Source organism: Parasediminibacterium sp. HNIBRBA5674 (assembly GCF_056745525.1).
Window position 1 is genome coordinate 1 of sequence record NZ_JBQWIE010000023.1, and the last position, 15573, is coordinate 15573.

At 35.6% G+C, this 15573-nt stretch carries 14 protein-coding genes; 7 read left to right on the forward strand and 7 right to left on the reverse strand.

The genetic code is table 11. The features are described 5' to 3' along the window. The first annotated feature begins 7 nt into the window (after positions 1–7). Positions 8–94 (forward strand): PID-CTERM protein-sorting domain-containing protein, encoded by an 87-nt coding sequence (locus ACT9TX_RS11955; RefSeq protein WP_481338585.1) that lies wholly within the window; start codon positions 8–10, stop codon positions 92–94. A 102-nt stretch (positions 95–196) separates the two neighbouring features. On the opposite strand, the gene ACT9TX_RS11960 is transcribed toward ACT9TX_RS11955, so the two are convergent. The 3 genes from ACT9TX_RS11960 to ACT9TX_RS11970 all read right to left on the reverse strand — a co-directional run bounded on the left by ACT9TX_RS11960 (position 197) and on the right by ACT9TX_RS11970 (position 3278). Next, the gene (locus ACT9TX_RS11960) at positions 197–1204 is read right to left on the reverse strand and encodes a hypothetical protein (RefSeq protein ID WP_481338528.1); all 1008 of its coding nucleotides are present in this window, start codon (positions 1202–1204) and stop codon (positions 197–199) included. Between the two features lie 80 nt (positions 1205–1284). Continuing rightward, on the reverse strand, positions 1285–2742 hold the full coding sequence (locus ACT9TX_RS11965; RefSeq protein WP_481338529.1) for a hypothetical protein: 1458 nt from the start codon (positions 2740–2742) through the stop codon (positions 1285–1287). After that, entirely contained in the window at positions 2742–3278 is a 537-nt protein-coding gene (locus ACT9TX_RS11970) for an RNA polymerase sigma factor (protein ID WP_481338530.1), read from the reverse strand. The genes ACT9TX_RS11965 and ACT9TX_RS11970 overlap by 1 nt, the downstream gene beginning before the upstream one ends. Before the next feature lie 266 nt (positions 3279–3544). Here ACT9TX_RS11970 and ACT9TX_RS11975 point away from each other — a divergent pair, with 266 nt between their 5' ends. The 5 genes from ACT9TX_RS11975 (at position 3545) to ACT9TX_RS11995 (ending at position 8878) form a co-directional block, all read left to right on the forward strand. Continuing rightward, positions 3545–4537, forward strand: a complete 993-nt coding sequence (locus ACT9TX_RS11975; RefSeq protein ID WP_481338531.1) for a YpdA family putative bacillithiol disulfide reductase — start codon at positions 3545–3547, stop codon at positions 4535–4537. Positions 4538–4588: 51 nt separating this feature from the next. Continuing rightward, positions 4589–5545, forward strand: coding sequence for a signal recognition particle-docking protein FtsY (ftsY, locus tag ACT9TX_RS11980; RefSeq protein WP_481338532.1), 957 nt, complete (start codon positions 4589–4591; stop codon positions 5543–5545). 108 nt (positions 5546–5653) lie between these two features. Then, positions 5654–6061, forward strand: coding sequence for a hypothetical protein (locus tag ACT9TX_RS11985; protein WP_481338533.1), 408 nt, complete (start codon positions 5654–5656; stop codon positions 6059–6061). 161 nt (positions 6062–6222) lie between these two features. Next, on the forward strand, positions 6223–6588 hold the full coding sequence (locus tag ACT9TX_RS11990; RefSeq protein ID WP_481338534.1) for a BlaI/MecI/CopY family transcriptional regulator: 366 nt from the start codon (positions 6223–6225) through the stop codon (positions 6586–6588). 4 nt (positions 6589–6592) lie between these two features. Then, entirely contained in the window at positions 6593–8878 is a 2286-nt protein-coding gene (locus ACT9TX_RS11995; RefSeq protein ID WP_481338535.1) for an N-acetylmuramoyl-L-alanine amidase, read from the forward strand. On the opposite strand, the gene ACT9TX_RS12000 is transcribed toward ACT9TX_RS11995, so the two are convergent. From ACT9TX_RS12000 to ACT9TX_RS12015, 4 genes are all read right to left on the reverse strand, one after another. Continuing rightward, the gene (locus ACT9TX_RS12000) at positions 8868–10820 is read right to left on the reverse strand and encodes a DEAD/DEAH box helicase family protein (protein ID WP_481338536.1); all 1953 of its coding nucleotides are present in this window, start codon (positions 10818–10820) and stop codon (positions 8868–8870) included. The two genes, ACT9TX_RS11995 and ACT9TX_RS12000, sit on opposite strands and share 11 nt — an antisense overlap. A gap of 22 nt (positions 10821–10842) precedes the next feature. Beyond that, the gene (locus tag ACT9TX_RS12005; protein WP_481338537.1) at positions 10843–11445 is read right to left on the reverse strand and encodes a hypothetical protein; all 603 of its coding nucleotides are present in this window, start codon (positions 11443–11445) and stop codon (positions 10843–10845) included. Positions 11446–11448: 3 nt separating this feature from the next. Next, a complete protein-coding gene (locus ACT9TX_RS12010) occupies positions 11449–13419 on the reverse strand; it encodes a DNA methyltransferase (protein WP_481338538.1) in 1971 nt (656 codons plus the stop codon). 177 nt (positions 13420–13596) lie between these two features. Continuing rightward, positions 13597–14532: a hypothetical protein gene (locus tag ACT9TX_RS12015; RefSeq protein WP_481338539.1), complete on the reverse strand. Its 936-nt coding sequence runs from the start codon at positions 14530–14532 to the stop codon at positions 13597–13599. A gap of 543 nt (positions 14533–15075) precedes the next feature. On the opposite strand from ACT9TX_RS12015, the gene ACT9TX_RS12020 reads away from it, so the two are divergent. Then, positions 15076–15459, forward strand: a complete 384-nt coding sequence (locus ACT9TX_RS12020) for a helix-turn-helix domain-containing protein (protein WP_481338540.1) — start codon at positions 15076–15078, stop codon at positions 15457–15459. Positions 15460–15573 lie beyond the last annotated feature (114 nt).

A 15573-nucleotide genomic window follows, 5' to 3' on the forward strand; every position in this document is an offset into this window, starting at 1 on the left:
TGTACCCATAGATGGCGGCCTAAGCTTACTAGTAGCCGCAGGTGTTGGTTACGGGGCTAAAAAATTGAAAGAAAGAAAGGCAGCAATAAAATAAGCTTTCCCTCTTAGCAATAGTTAATATTAACAGGGCATTCAAATTAATTTGAATGCCCTGTTTTATTTTCATCTGATACGTATAAATGCAGTTATGCTTTAATTAAAGTTTATCAATAAACTCAAGCATAAAGGCAAGTGTTTTCTTTACTGGATAAAAACTTATAGGATTCGCATTGGCATTTTTAATTACTCTACTATCAAAATAATAATCACCATTAATTTTTGAAGTCGCAACAAGCGTAAACTCTGTATTTACAGGAATGTTATGAGTAAAAAACGTTTTACTATCAGCATCAACAAGTAAACTGACAATTGTTTTGCTATTTTTTAGTACTGCAAAAACAATTGTGTTTTTGTTGGTGAAATTTGGAGATAATGTAACGTTCAGTTTAGTTTTTGCGAGGTTACTATCTGCATAGCTAGCAGCGCCAAACCATCTAATTCTGTTGGTTGTAAATTCATAACCTAAAATTCTGCTGCCGCTACCGTTGCTGTTGTCTCTCCAAAGGTCCGCTTTGCCATCATTTGATGGTGACCATGCAAATACGCTATCCTTAAAATATTTGACAGCATTGCCAGCAAAAAACTTCATATTACTACTAGCAGCGCTGTCTTTAATTCTAATTTTTACTTGGCTGTTAGGTGCTACATTTACCTCTTGCCCATCTTTTGTTAATCTAATATCACAGTAGTTACTTGCTTCTAGTAACGAGAAGATATTGGTTGTTGGTACAGCATATTTTACAAAATCACCCTTCTTTTTTAATAACGTAATTTCTACTTTTATTTTACTGTTATTGCTTGTAATTGGGCTGCCATTTGCATTGGTACAGCTATTGGCAGGAAAGGTAATTTGTAAACTATCGCCAGAAGATAATTTGCTTTCTGATAAGCAATCAAAGCTGTCTACAATAGGTGTGCTTCTGGTTATTTCTGGGAAAATGATTTTATTGAGTGTGGTTGCATTGTAGCCTGTATTAGCCCATACAGTATCGTTCAATTGGTTATTTGCGTAAGAAACAAATTCGTCTGAAATGGCTTTGTTGCATGCGCTAAAAGCCGTTGTAGCCGCAAGTATTATTAAGATATGTTTGAAAAATTGTTTCATTTTTTACTACTTTTTTGCAAGCATTGTAATTATCACTTTTTGAAAAGCTTCTTAACTATTTGCTTTACATTGATGATGCTTTAATTACCTACACCGCTGCCTTTACTGTTTAGTTTGAATCTTATACCAAGTGTTAAACCTGCAGCATTAAACCTTTGGCTATAGCCAGCTACAGAGGTATTTGTATTAGAAATGCCATATCTAAAATATGGTTCGGCAAAAACATCTAATCGCTCACTAATGTTGCGAATAATGCTTACACCAGCATACAAACTCAGGTTTAAATTGCTCTTATAAAAGCCATTATTGTTTTTAGCACTTAACGGTACTAATTGAAACGATGTATCTAAGGTTTCGCCTTGATACCATGATGTAAGGTTTGCGATAATACCACCGTTAATAGCATAATGCCATTTATCGTTACCATTTTCATAACTCAGTAGTAATGGTATCTCTAGGCTTTTGTAATGGTTATTAGTTACGCGTTTTCTGTAACCAATTTGTTGTACCGTAGCAGTATCTCTTACTGTAGTATCACTAAGGCCACCACCACGCACAATGGTTCGCACAGTAACCACACTTGTAGTGGTAATAATGCTGTCTGATTTACTGGTAAACTGTTCGTTGCGTTGTGTGTATTGTAAGCCAGATTTAATTAAAAAATTATCATTAATCGTTTTACTTACTCTAAGGCCGAAAGTAAAGCCCCCATTCATTTTGGTGGTGCTATCTATGCGTTGCAAATAATTGTCACTTACACCATAAGCAAATACATTCTTCATGGTATAATCTGCAGAACCATAGGCTTCTAAATACCACGTTGCAGGTTTGTAATTAGGGCAGTCTAAGCCAAAAATGTTGCTTTGATTTTTTAGTTTTAATGATGTGATGTCTTTAGTGTTATAACTAAATAACTTAGAAAGTGATACGGTATTTGCCTGTGCAAATTTCGCTACAAGTTCATCAGAATTATCCTGTGCTACACCATCGTTTTGTGTAAACGGTAATTGTTGTTGCTGTCTTTTGGTGTCAGCAAATTGATTATCGTTTTGAGTGTTTGCTTTGCGCTTTTTATTACGTGTCGCTTTGAAAATATTATTTTTAATTCTATCTTCTTTGTTTACAGCAACACTAGTTGTGTTGTTGTTGTCATCGCTTTTGTCATCATCATTAGCAACAGCATTATTATTGTTATCGTTATTACGGCTTTTATTTTGGCTTAATGTAGTATTGTTATCTATAGTTTCTGTTTTTGATGGTTGTGATGGGTTATTGTTTAGCTGCTTGCTTGGTACTTGGCTTTTCGTGGCAACCTCTTCTGAATTGTTTTTGTTGCTGATAACGAAGCAAGTACCGCAAATCAGTATGAGGCAGGCCGCAGCCACCATATACCACCGCTTATCTGTCCACCAATAAACAATGGGCTTTTTAGTTTCTTTCTCGGCCACAATTTTATCCCACAGGCCATTAGGCACGGGGCTTTTGTGGTTGTGAAGCATGTCCTTCACAAAGTCATCAAAATTTATTTCGTTCTGCATTACACTGCAATTTTTTCTAATTGTAAAATCTGGCTTTGTAGCGTTTTTCTTGCTTTTACAAGTTGGCTACGGCTTGTGCTTGCTTGAATACCTAGCATATCAGCTATTTCTTCGTGGCTATAACCTTCTATAACGTTTAAATTAAATACTATTCTATAACCGTGAGGCAAGTTATTTATTAGCTTCATCAATTCTTCTTGCCCCAAACTACTATATGCATACGATGGTAGTTGTGGATCGTTATTACTATCGTCTTTTATTTCTGCAAAATGAATACGCTTTTTTTGCAAATGCTTTAAAGCCACATTTACAACAATGCGTCTCATCCAGCCTTCAAAAGAGCCTTCAAACTTAAATTGATGCATGTGTTTGAATATGCGAATAAAACCTTCCTGCAACATATCTTCTGCCTCCATCGCATCATTTGCGTAGCGCATACATATAGACATGAATTTACCAGCGTATTGCTCAAAGAGTAATCGCTGACAAGTCGCATTGTCATTTACACAACCTTTAATAAGTTCGTGTTCAGTCAAGGGGTATAGTGGTTTTAAGATGTACACGAATAAGACTAGATGCCTTATTAATTATGTTTGATGCCTGACCAAATCATAATTTTAACATGAAGATAAAAAAAGCTTGTGAATAGCGGCTAAATTGCACTGTTAAAGATTTAACTGTTACCACATAGGCAGATAGATACAATAGATATTAGCGAGATAATGCATTAGATTTTTAAGATTCCCTGTGAAAATGTTTTCAGCGTGAATCTGCGAAATCTGCGAGAAAAATTAAAATAAAAATGACTCAATTTGATATAGCAATTATTGGTGGTGGGCCTATTGGTTTAGCATGTGGTATTGCCGCCAAGCAAGCAGGCTTAAGTTACGTGATTCTTGAAAAAGGCTGCTTAACTAATAGCTTGTACAATTATCCTTTGAACATGACTTTTTTTTCTACACCAGAAAAACTAGAAATAGGTAATGTGCCTTTTATGAGCTTGAATGCCAAACCTACAAGGGCAGAAGCACTTGAATATTATAGACGTGTAACGCAGTTGCATCAACTGAATGTAAAATTATTTGAAGCCGTTACTAGTACAGAACGTTTGCCCAATGGCAGTTTTACAATTACTACTTCAAAAAATACTTATCAAGTTAGTAATATTATTGTGTCAACTGGCTTTTACGATATACCTGTATTATTAAATGTACCGGGTGAGCATTTACCTAAAGTAAATCATTACTACAAAGACCCGCATTTTTATGCTTTTCAAAAAGTGTTGGTGGTTGGTGCTAATAATTCATCGGTAGATGTGGCATTGGAAACTTGGCGTAAAGGCGCAGATGTAACCATGGTTATTCGTGATGAAGAAATAGGTACAAGGGTAAAATATTGGGCAAGGCCAGATATTATTAATCGTATTAAAGAAGGTAGTATTAAAGCCTATTTTCAATCGTCTATTACTGAAATAACTGAACAAACTGTAACCATACAAACACCTGAAGGCTTAGTGACTGTAGAAAATGATTTTGTAATGGCTATGACAGGCTACCAACCCAATTTTACCGTACTTGAAAATTTAGGTGTGGCACTTAGTGATGATGAGATGAAACAACCAGTTTACAATTCTGAAACTATGGAAACAAATCAGCCAAATGTGTACTTGGCAGGTGTGGTTTGTGGCGGCATGAACACACATAAATGGTTTATAGAAAACTCTCGGGTGCATGCAGACATGATTACAAACGCTATCGTTAATAAACTATCTAGAAATCCACAGCAGCAGTCTTAAAACTTTAATTACTTTCGTCCGCAACATCTTATCTCAAAAAAACACGTTTATATGGGCTTCTTCGATAAATTATTTGGCAAAAAAGAAAAAGAAAGCTTAGATGAAGGGTTGCAGAAAACCAAAGAAGGTTTTTTTGCCAAAATAACCAAAGCCATTGCTGGTAAAGCTTCTATAGATGATGAAGTGCTAGATAATTTGGAAGAAGCATTAGTAGGTGCAGATGTTGGTATTGAAACCACGTTGGCCATTATTAAGCGTGTAGAAGCAAGAGTAGCCAAAGATAAATATGTAAGCACTAGCGAACTTAATACGCTTTTACAGCAAGAAATAGAAGCGGTTTTGGTAGATGCAGATAATACATCCTACAAAAACTTTGAAATACCTGAAGGGCAAAAACCTTACGTGATTTTAGTAGTGGGTGTAAATGGTGTGGGGAAAACCACCACCATTGGTAAGCTAGCCCATAATTATAAAAAAGCTGGTCACAATGTAATACTTGGTGCTGCCGATACATTTAGAGCAGCAGCGGTAGATCAATTGACTATTTGGAGCGAAAGGGTAGGAGTGCCAATTGTAAAGCAAGCTATGGGTAGCGATCCTAGTGCTGTAGCTTTTGATACCGTAACAAGTGCTGTAGCTAAAGGCAGCGATATTGTAATAATAGATACTGCTGGTAGGTTGCACAATAAGGCTTATTTAATGGATGAGTTGACCAAGATAAAACGTGTCATTAAAAAAGTATTACCTACTGCACCAAACGAAGTAATGTTGGTGCTAGATGGTTCTACAGGGCAAAATGCCATTGAACAAGCGAAACAATTTACAGCAGCTACTGATGTTACTTCGCTTACCATTACTAAACTAGATGGTACCGCAAAAGGTGGTGTGGTATTGGCTATTGCCAATCAATTTAAAATACCTGTGAAGTTTATAGGTGTGGGTGAAAAGATAGATGATTTGCTAGTGTTTGATAAGCACGAATTTGTTGATAGCTTATTCAAGTTGTGATAATATATCTCTCGCTGATGTCGCTGATAGACGCAGGATTTTAAGAAAATATAAGTACTAATTTGCGAAATCGGCAGGCAAAATTCTAAAAACTAAAAATAAAAACGTATGAAAAAAATGATGATTGCTTGTGTGATTGGGTTATTTACTATCAATGCGCAAGCGCAAATAGGCGGTATGCTAGATAAAGCAAAAGCCGTAGCTGGTGCTGCCGGTGTAGATGCCAATAAACTAACCACAGGTATTATGAGCAAACTAACGCCAGGCCTTGGTTTAACTGCTGAACAAACACCTAAAGTTACTAATGCTATCAATACTTTTTTAGCTGCAAAAGCACAAATAATGCCTTTGTTACAAAGCAACAAAGCCGATTATGCACAAAAGCAATCTACACTGTTTAGTAATTTAAAAACAAAGCTTACTGGCATTTTGCTGCAAAACCAAATGAACAAGTTTCTAGGGCTAAAACCTGCAACTAATACACCTACTAATATTTTATCGCAGTTGTTTTATTAAGCGAATTGTAACGCAATTTTCAAAAAGGTTCAAGGCATCAGTTTTGGGCCTTTTTTGTTGCCAATAAGTTACTCAGAAAAATATTTTTCTTAAAACTAAAAAAATAGTTGGCAAACTAAAAAATTAGTTATTACATTTGTTCAACTAAATTTATAGTTATAATGATAAAGCCATTAACCAAAGCAGAAGAGCAGATAATGCAAAGCATTTGGAAATTAGAATCTGCTTTTTTAAAAGACATTGTAGACGCACAACCTGAACCAAAACCACATAGCAACACGGTAGCTACTATTTTAAAAATATTGGTTGATAAAGGTTTTGTTGGTATTAATGTGATTGGCCGTATGCACCAATATTATCCTTTGATATCAAAGCAAGATTATTCTAGCAATAGCATTGGCGCCTTGGTAGAAAGCTATTTCGAAGGTTCTTTTAGTGATGTGGTATCTTTTATGGTGCAACAGCAAAAGCTAAGTGTGAAAGAACTTGAGTTGCTTTTAAACGAAATTAAAAAAACTAAAAAATAGTTGTATGCTGTCAATTGCTTACTATTTTCTGCAAGTATCGCTTTGTAGCGCCTTAATGATGTTGTATTACGCATTGGTCTTGCGTAACAAACGCTTTCACCAGTACAATCGTTTTTACCTATTAGGCGTAGCCGTTTTACCTTGGTTAATGCCTTTGGTAAAAATAGACATTAACAAACCCAAAGAGGCTGTTTCTATGCCTATTCAACTGTTTTCTGTAATAGCCGATACCAATTCTGAATTTGAGAAAACTGTTGCTGATAAAGGCTTTCAGTTTACATGGGAAACATTGGTAGCTACACTGTATATCGCTGTTTCAGCTGTATTACTTACCATGTTGTTGATTGCGATGGTAAAAATTTACAAGCTATTGAAGACCAATTCTTGCAAAAATTTAGACGATGTTTATCTAGTATTAACGCAGGCAAATGGTACGCCTTTTTCCTTTTTTAAATTCATTTTTTGGCATACTGATATTGATGTAACGACTACCGCTGGCAAGCAAATGCTACAACATGAACTAACGCATGTAAGAGAAAAGCACAGCTTAGATAAGTTATTGCTACAAATAGTGTTAATCATAGGTTGGGCTAATCCTATTTTCTGGCTACTAAAACGTGAACTAGGAACCATACACGAGTTTATTGCAGATAACAAAGCCATAGATAATGGCGATACAGCAGCGCTTGCTACCATGCTATTAGCAGCAGCTTATCCGCAACAGCGTTTTGCATTAGCCAATCCATTTTTTTACTCACCAATAAAACGAAGAATCGCCATGCTTACCAACAACAAACACCCAAGATTCTCTTATGCAAGAAGGCTAGTGGTACTGCCTTTGCTAGTTGCTGTTACCTTATTATTTGCGTTTAGGAAAAAAGAAATCAAACCAATTACTTTATCTGTAGCTAGTGCTTTAGAAAATGTGGTAGGTACTGTGGCTGATGTTACCAACACGGCTGATTACTTACCTGTAGATGGTATCAACGCTAAATTGACTAAAACCTACACCGTAGTAATAGATGCTGGCCACGGTGGTACTGATGCAGGCGCACCTAGTATTGATGGCAAAAGTTTTGAAAAAGATATTGCACTAAGCATAGCCAAATTGGTAAAAGCACAAAATGCAAATGCCAACATTAATATTGTATTGACTAGAGATAACGATGTATTTATGTCACCCCAAGAACGAGTTACTTATGTAAATAAACTTGGTGCAGATTTGTTTGTGAGTTTGCATTGTAATTCTAAAGCTTCAGCAAGTGATTTAAATGGTAGAGCGAAAGGTAATCCAATGGAGGGCGTTGAAATAATTATTGCGAATAAACAAAAAGCCAAAAATTATCAAGCCAATTATGATTTTGCTAATTACCTGCAAAATAGTTTGCAACCTTTAAATGCTAGAGATAAAGGTATTTTAACAAGACAAGTAGGTATTTGGATATTACAAGAAACCAATTGCCCTTCAACACTTATTGAGTGCGGCTATATGGATGTGCCAAATGATCTCAAAAAATTAACAAAATCTGACTATCAACAAACATTGTCAACCAATATTTTAAAAGGTATTGAGACATATTTGGTGAGTAAAGAGAAGGGTATAAGTGATTTGGTTGTTGATACTGTGCCAAAGAAGAAGGTAGTAATTATCGATAGTAATAAAGTACTTACGTTGACAAGCAAGTCAACAGCTTTAAATAGTAAGCTGCTAAATGATACAGTATCAATAAAAACTAAGAATTCAGTTCTAGATAGTGTTTTGATAGTAGTAGCTGGAAAGAAAGTTACTAAAGCTGAAATGGGAAAAATTCATGTATCTAGTTTTAAAAGTGTTAATATACTAAAAGACAAAAATGCTACCGATAAATATGGTGAAGCAGGTAAAAACGGGGTAATTGAAATTGAATTGCTAACAGAAAGTGATGATCCAAATAATGACAAAGTTTTTACCGAAGCACAAACATCTGCAGAATTTCCTGGTGATGTTTTGGCTTGGAAAAAATATTTAGACCGCAACCTGAAAATACCTGAAGAGGCGAGAACTAAAAATGCGCCAGCTGGTAACTATTCAGTTGAAGTAGCTTTTGTAATACATGAAGATGGTAATTTAAGTAATATTAAAGCAATGACTGACCCTGGTTTTGGTACAGCTGATGCTGCTATTGCTTTGATTGCAAAAGGCCCTAAATGGCAGCCTGCAGTACAAAATGGTATAAAGGTTGTTTCTATAAAAAAGCTAACTATCACTTTTATAATTGATGAAAATTCAAAAACTAGTTCTAGTAAATAATCTTCCCAACTTCTTCTAAAACATTTCTACAAACTGCTAATTTTTCTACTACTGAAAGATTAGCAGTTTTCGTTTCTATACTTTTAATTTCTACTTGTATGTCGTTTAAATAGTCGTTAATAAAGCTGTTGATACTATTTAAAAATGGTAACTGAGCCTTTATTTTTTGAAATTGATATTGTGGCAACTGTTGTAAGGCTTTTCGTATAATGGCTTCGCCAAAATCTTTTAAATGGCAATGTGCTACAACCGTTGTTGCAGTTGCTTTTGGTACTAGTTTAAAGGCAGATTGTTGTATTGCTAAGCCTGTACTTATTGCCGCTTCAAAAATTGTTGTGCTAAGTATCTTTTGTAAATCTTCAGCTTTTGTAATTGAAGATTTAGTCTTTTTTGCAACTTGCTTTGTCACCTCTTTTAGTACCTTTTCATTTGCTACGATACCAATATCTACAAGGGCTGTACGTAATTCAGTAATGTAGGCAGGATTGTAAGTGCAGTGGTATAAAAGAGTTTCGCACCATCGCAATGGTTGTTTATCGTCAGCATCAAATTGCCTTACAAAATGTATTGCTTTTTGAGGCAATGCAAAAGGGCAATATCTAGCGCCACGGCCTATTAACTGTGCCTCGCTTACTGTTGTTTTATCTGCTTTTTTATTGGTGGTTGTAGCGCTTTCGTACAATCTTACAATGTCAAACAAATTCAAAACATCCCAGCCTTCATTTAATTTATCTACTGCAAAAATGGCTCTGTATTTGTTTGTTTCATCTTCTAGCGTGTTTACTGCTATTTGCTTTTGCTCGCTATCATCTTTGCTATTTACCACCAATAACTTATCTGCACTAAAATCTGCCTGTAGCATTAATACAATATTTTCTAAGCTTACTTTTTGCGCAGCAAAAAAGTTAAAAGCATCTTTAACAATGCCATGTGTTTGCTTGCTTTGTATTTGTGCAAGGTCTTGTATGGTTAATTGCTGTATACGATTACAAAAGGTTTCATAGTAGGCCTCGCTACTAGCTATGGTTTTTGATTTAAACAGTATCACAGGTTTAATAGCTTGCTGTTGTTGCTCAAATAACAATTGCCTGTATTCGCTTGCTATTAATGCTTGTAGTGCCATATCAAAAACAGGTGCATCAGTTTGTAACAGGGTTACTTCTTTCGAATAACCATCTTGCCTAAATTGATGCAAGGGATAATTGTAAATGAGTTTATCAGCATACTTTTTAGCGATATTTGGATGGCTTAAATCTGCGGTAGCAGTAAACTCAATAAGTAGGTTGTTCTGATTTGCTGTTGCAATGTTTTGCACTGTTCTTTCCCAACTTATCAGGCCTTCTTGTTCTTCTTTACTTATGCTAATGTCTTTCTTGGTTTCAGCATTAATGTGGTGTGCTTCATCAGATAATAACACGATTGGTTTGTCGGTAAAATCATCGTAAGTAATACTATTTTCTCTAGGCGTTTGTAAGTTGCTATGTAGACCTTGTATGGTGGTGAAAATAATATTTATCTCATTATTGTTAACTGCTTCAAAGTTGCTGACTTCTTTGATGTTGACTTGTTGATAATTGATGATTATTTGCTGCGCAAATAAGTATTTAGACGATTGTGGGTTCAGAAAATTATCTCTTGTTTTATCAATAATATTGGTGCTATTTACAAAAAACAAAAAGTTACGATAGCCTTGTTGATAGAGTTGTAATATCAAGCCAGCCATTATTAAAGTTTTACCACTACCTGTAGCCATGTGGTACAATAAATGATTAGGTTGTTGCGTGTTTATTAAAAAATTAAACCGCCCAAGGGCTTCTAATTGGTATGGTCTTATAAGATATTTTGGGTGCAAATTTTCAAGCACACAAGCAAGTATAAGACTGCTATAAAAGTCAGTATCTACTTGTGAATAACTATCTAATGTATGGCTGAGTGCTTGCATTGGTTACTTGTGAAAATTTAAATCATTTGTTCTGCGGTAAAAATCCCTTTTGCGCTAGCAACATATCATTGCCCCAAAGCTTTACTAGCAAATGAATGTCAATAGGGAAGAAGCTAGAGGAACCATCGATATTATACTTTATTGGGCAAATCATTTTGCCAGATTCTATTTGGCAAAAATGCTTACCATTATTAGCTATCACAATGTTGCCATTATCAATTTGCTGATATACTTTTTGTAAATCTATCACGGCATATTTTATAAAGTCAGTACAAAGTGCCACTTGTTCTTTATTACCGTTAATAATGCCATAAACAAAGTAATTGGCTTTTATTTTATAGTATTCTGATGCATGTCTATTGGCCACAGGATTTTGGTCTCTTCTATATCTAATAGTAAAGTCGCTGTATTGCTGATACTTCTGTTCTCTAAAGCGTTCTTGCACGGTTTTAAATTCATTTTCATGGGTAAATACATAATCAATGCCTTTAAACATATCAATCTCTTTGGCCTTAGTAGCGTCTAATAAATATGGCTGCCAATTAAGTGGTGTATAAATTTGGGGTAAGGCAATATTGCGATGCACTGTGTCAGTAAAAGCCCTGTCAATTGTGTAGTTAGCCATACACTACTTTATTTTAAGTGAATAGAATTGATGGTTCAACACAATCTCTTGTTTCGATAATTGGTAATCTACATCTTCAACTTCTGTGTAAGGCAAATACAAATAATTCAGGTCAATTAGTTGAAGCAATACCTTTTTTTTGCTTTCAATATTTAAGTCAGAAAATGCTTGGTGGTATTGCATCATAGCTGTTTTATCTACTTGGAAATTTACAAAGTTGCTATTGATTATCTGTTGTGTTAATACTTGTAGACTATCACTATCAGTAGCATTTAAAATTTGCTCTGCCCATAGTTCATTAAGCTTGTGTAACTCACAGTAAACAAAACTGCGACCACCTAGCCAGTTTACAGCTTTGCTTATGCCTGTAGTATCGCCACTTATAACATGTTGCAACCTAACTATACTATCATTTTCGCCATAGTCTAGCTGTTCTATACCTATATAACGCCTATTAAGTTTGTGTGCTACTGCTGCTGTAGTACCGCTACCAAGGTGATAATCAAGCACAATGTCGCCCACATTAGTTGCCATTTCTATAATGCGTTTTAGTAGCTTTTCTGGCTTTTTGCCATTACTAAAACTAATGCCACCTTCACTTGCAGCGGTAGTGCCAATATCAACCCATAAGTCTGATGCTAATACACCAAAATAAGGTTTGCCATTTTCTATTACAATGCGTTCTTGCAGTGGTACTAGCATGCCACCATCGTACACCAAAACTGTTTGTTTGTTACTATTCACAAATGCTTCTACTATGCCTTTTGTTTTATTGGCTGTTGCAAATGCCTTAAACTTTTCACCTGCTTTTTTTATGTTTTTTTCAAGCGAATATATTTGTGCTGCATGTTGCAATGCGTAAGTTTCTATCGTTTGTTCTATGCTGTATAATTCAATATCAGTAAGGCTTTGTTTCTTTTTCCCCTGTAAATATTGTTCGCTAATTAGCTTGCTTATATCTTGTATTGTATAGCCGTTATTTGTTTGTGTTACTTCGTACTTGTAGTTGGTGTTAAAAGTGGTTTTTGTGTAAAAAGGCTTAAACCGAAACGATGGCGATTTTGCATAAAACAAAATGTGCTCTTTTACTTTAAACAAGCGTTCACCACGCTTTACATTAATGGCATTTACACCACTTTCTGTGCTTGACTTCAGTACAATGTGTTCTTTAAAATTGGCTCTGCCAAATACTTCATCGCATAGCACTTTTAGGTAGGCAAATTCAGTATCATCTACTTGTATAAAAATGCTACCATCAGTAGCTAATAATTGCCAAGCAATACTTAATCTGTTTTTCATAAAAGTAAGCCATGTACTATGGTTAAAACTATCGTTGTATAAAAAGCTATCATTGCCTGTATTGTAAGGTGGGTCTATGTAAATGAGTTTAATGCCATTGCCATAAACCGGTAGCAAACTATGCAGCGCCATTAGGTTATTACCACGAATAATAAAATTGTCTTGCGCACTTAAGCTTTCAGGTATATGTTTACCATTACTATCGTACTTTTTAAAACCAGTAAATGCTTTTGGGTGCAATAATCTATCAATGGTATCTGCAGCCAATGTTTCGTGCCAAAACACTTCATTCTTTTTACTATCCTCTTTACTTTGCCCACCTTCTAGTACAGTATCTTTATAAGGCCATGTTAATACTACTTCTTGGCTAGCACTAATAAAATTATTGTCATTAGTCAATCCAATTTTATTGGTAAATGCAGTATAACTATCTGGTAAAAAAGCCTTGCTACTAATGCATTGCTGAAACTTTACTTTGTCGAATACCCACACATCTGCCACCTGCTGAAAGAAGTATTGCCTCATGACAGGTTGAGACAACAACAATGACAACAACTGTGGTTGTAGTTGCAAAGCAGCAGCCACAACACTACTTTTCAGCAATTGCCCATTACTCGCCACAAACTGTTGTTCTTTACTTAAAAGCGTGGTTAGTTGTTGTAAAACCTCTTGCATTGTATATACCTATTATCAAACGGGCAAAGTACAAAATATTGTAGATACTATTGGTACACAAATGTTACAGATTTAATGGGTTAAATGGGGTTACTTCTTTACTATGCCATAGCCGCATAAAAAAATCCCTTGAAGCATTATCAATCTTCAAGGGATTTTTGGTTTACAGATATGCTATTATTCCTCAACCCATACCCTTACTTGCGTAGCTGTAGCCCCAAGGTTGCGTGCCACTAAATAATTACCACTAGTAGCAAGGTTATAAGTAGTACGTTGGCGGGTATCGCCTTTGCCTATTACTATTACTTTAGTACCAGGTGCAGTAGCAGTTTCGCTAATGCTTATTTCTACTATTTCTGGGCCATCGTTGGTTACATAAAATAAGCGATTTGCTTCATAAGGTTTGTTATACAGCACTGCTAAGCCATTTGCAGCCACAGTTACAGTTGCATCTGGCGCCACACGTGTGCCTGTAGCGTCTAGCAAGCGGGCAGCTTGGTAGGCAGCATATAATGTAGGGTTTTTAATGCCCTGTGGTTTCAGGTATACATCTAGTTCCTCACTTAGCATGGTTCTAGTAAGGGTAATAGTGGCATCTAATTGTTCGTTTTGCAAGCTACGGTTGTCAATCGCCGTGGTAGGTGCTTCTTCTAGCTCTATAAAATCTGTAAGTAAACTTTGCAGGCTAGTAACATCAGCTTCTGTAACACCAAATGAGGTTAGTTTGTCTTTTACTGAATCAATATGATTTAGCAACAATGTTACATTGGCTATGGCGGTTTTGCCCGAGCTGCGGTTAAAGTCGGTATCGGCAAAGTCTAACTTGTTTTTTAGCTCTAGCAGTTTATTTTTTACTGCGTAAGCTGTACCGCCTGCTGCCACAAGTATTGCTTGCTGATTGAGTAATAGGCGAGCCGCAGCTTTTTTATCAGTAATGCCACTTTCATCGGCGCCACCTTCGCCAGCATAGTTAAAAATATCGGTTATGAAGTTCTCTAGCCTTGTTAATATGGCGGCTGCATCGGGTATGGCAGCTATGGCAGTGGCATACTTAGCAAACCATAGTTTTACCCTTAAAAACATACCAATGTAATTTTCTTGTGTGTTTGTCATACGCATATAATTTAGTTGTGTGAATGTAAAAAATAATGTAATAAGGTGTAATTAGTTTATTTGTAAATTAACATTATTTTAATAGTGGCTATACATAAGTAAAATTGGGCGACATTTAAACTAAGAAGTTTTGTAAATAGCCATTGACTGCCTTACACAAATAAAAGTGATAATTACAAGCATATCAGTTAGGTTAACTTACTAGTTTATAGCTATTGCAATAGCATCTTTTGCTTTTACATAGGCTTGTAAAAAATTCATACATACTCAACTACCTTTTGCATTATTATTTAACTAGCTTACATTATTATTTAAATAAGTAAAGCTATAAGTGAAGTATAATTTGTTACTTGTAAAATACAATTTGATAATGATGAAGTATCAACTGTTAATTTTATAGTATTGAGTAATAATTATTAGCTAACTATTGTTACTAATAAAGTAATAATGGTTATATTTGAATAACTAAGAAAAAGTAGATGGCCTAAAGTTATTGGCGTAGCCATCTATTATGTTATCTGTAAACATTGTTAATTTTTTTGTATGCCTAAGAGACAGCCAAGAGCCACCCGCAACCGTGCCGCCGAGCAATTACAATTTTACCCACAGCGTTTAATAGCCGCTAGAAACATACCGCACCCTGTAGCTTGGCTGCAAAAGTTAGGCTTTCATGCGCCTACGGCGGTAGCCATAGCCAATGGTACTTGCGCTAGCCTTAAGTGGAGCCAAATAGAAACCTTGTGCACTGCCTTAAACTGTACGCCAAACGACCTATTAAAGTTTGACCACAAGCACAAGAACCTACCTGCCAATCACGAGTTACTGAAACTACAGCGCACCGATAACTTGCCTAACCTGCAAGAACAATTAAGGCAGCTAAGCCCAGAGAAGTTAGAAGAATTACAAGTGTATTTAAAGGGGGAGTGAGGTTGTAGGCTAAAAGATTTTGAAACCTTTTGGGGCTGGTGTTGGTTCATATCAGCCGACTTTATCTTTAGAGTTATAATTTATTTTAGATTAGTTTTAAACCTTTGTAAAAAA

Excerpts from the sequence above, each read along its gene's own strand:
- ACT9TX_RS11960 (WP_481338528.1), bottom strand. The coding sequence starts at position 1,204 with ATGAAACAATTTTTCAAACATATCTTAATAATACTTGCGGCTACAACG.
- ACT9TX_RS11965 (WP_481338529.1), bottom strand. The coding sequence starts at position 2,742 with ATGCAGAACGAAATAAATTTTGATGACTTTGTGAAGGACATGCTTCAC.
- ACT9TX_RS11975 (WP_481338531.1), top strand. The coding sequence starts at position 3,545 with ATGACTCAATTTGATATAGCAATTATTGGTGGTGGGCCTATTGGTTTA.
- ftsY (WP_481338532.1), top strand. The coding sequence starts at position 4,589 with ATGGGCTTCTTCGATAAATTATTTGGCAAAAAAGAAAAAGAAAGCTTA.
- ACT9TX_RS11985 (WP_481338533.1), top strand. The coding sequence starts at position 5,654 with ATGAAAAAAATGATGATTGCTTGTGTGATTGGGTTATTTACTATCAAT.
- ACT9TX_RS11990 (WP_481338534.1), top strand. The coding sequence starts at position 6,223 with ATGATAAAGCCATTAACCAAAGCAGAAGAGCAGATAATGCAAAGCATT.
- ACT9TX_RS11995 (WP_481338535.1), top strand. The coding sequence starts at position 6,593 with ATGCTGTCAATTGCTTACTATTTTCTGCAAGTATCGCTTTGTAGCGCC.
- ACT9TX_RS12000 (WP_481338536.1), bottom strand. The coding sequence starts at position 10,820 with ATGCAAGCACTCAGCCATACATTAGATAGTTATTCACAAGTAGATACT.
- ACT9TX_RS12005 (WP_481338537.1), bottom strand. The coding sequence starts at position 11,445 with ATGGCTAACTACACAATTGACAGGGCTTTTACTGACACAGTGCATCGC.
- ACT9TX_RS12010 (WP_481338538.1), bottom strand. The coding sequence starts at position 13,419 with ATGCAAGAGGTTTTACAACAACTAACCACGCTTTTAAGTAAAGAACAA.
- ACT9TX_RS12015 (WP_481338539.1), bottom strand. The coding sequence starts at position 14,532 with ATGACAAACACACAAGAAAATTACATTGGTATGTTTTTAAGGGTAAAA.
- ACT9TX_RS12020 (WP_481338540.1), top strand. The coding sequence starts at position 15,076 with ATGCCTAAGAGACAGCCAAGAGCCACCCGCAACCGTGCCGCCGAGCAA.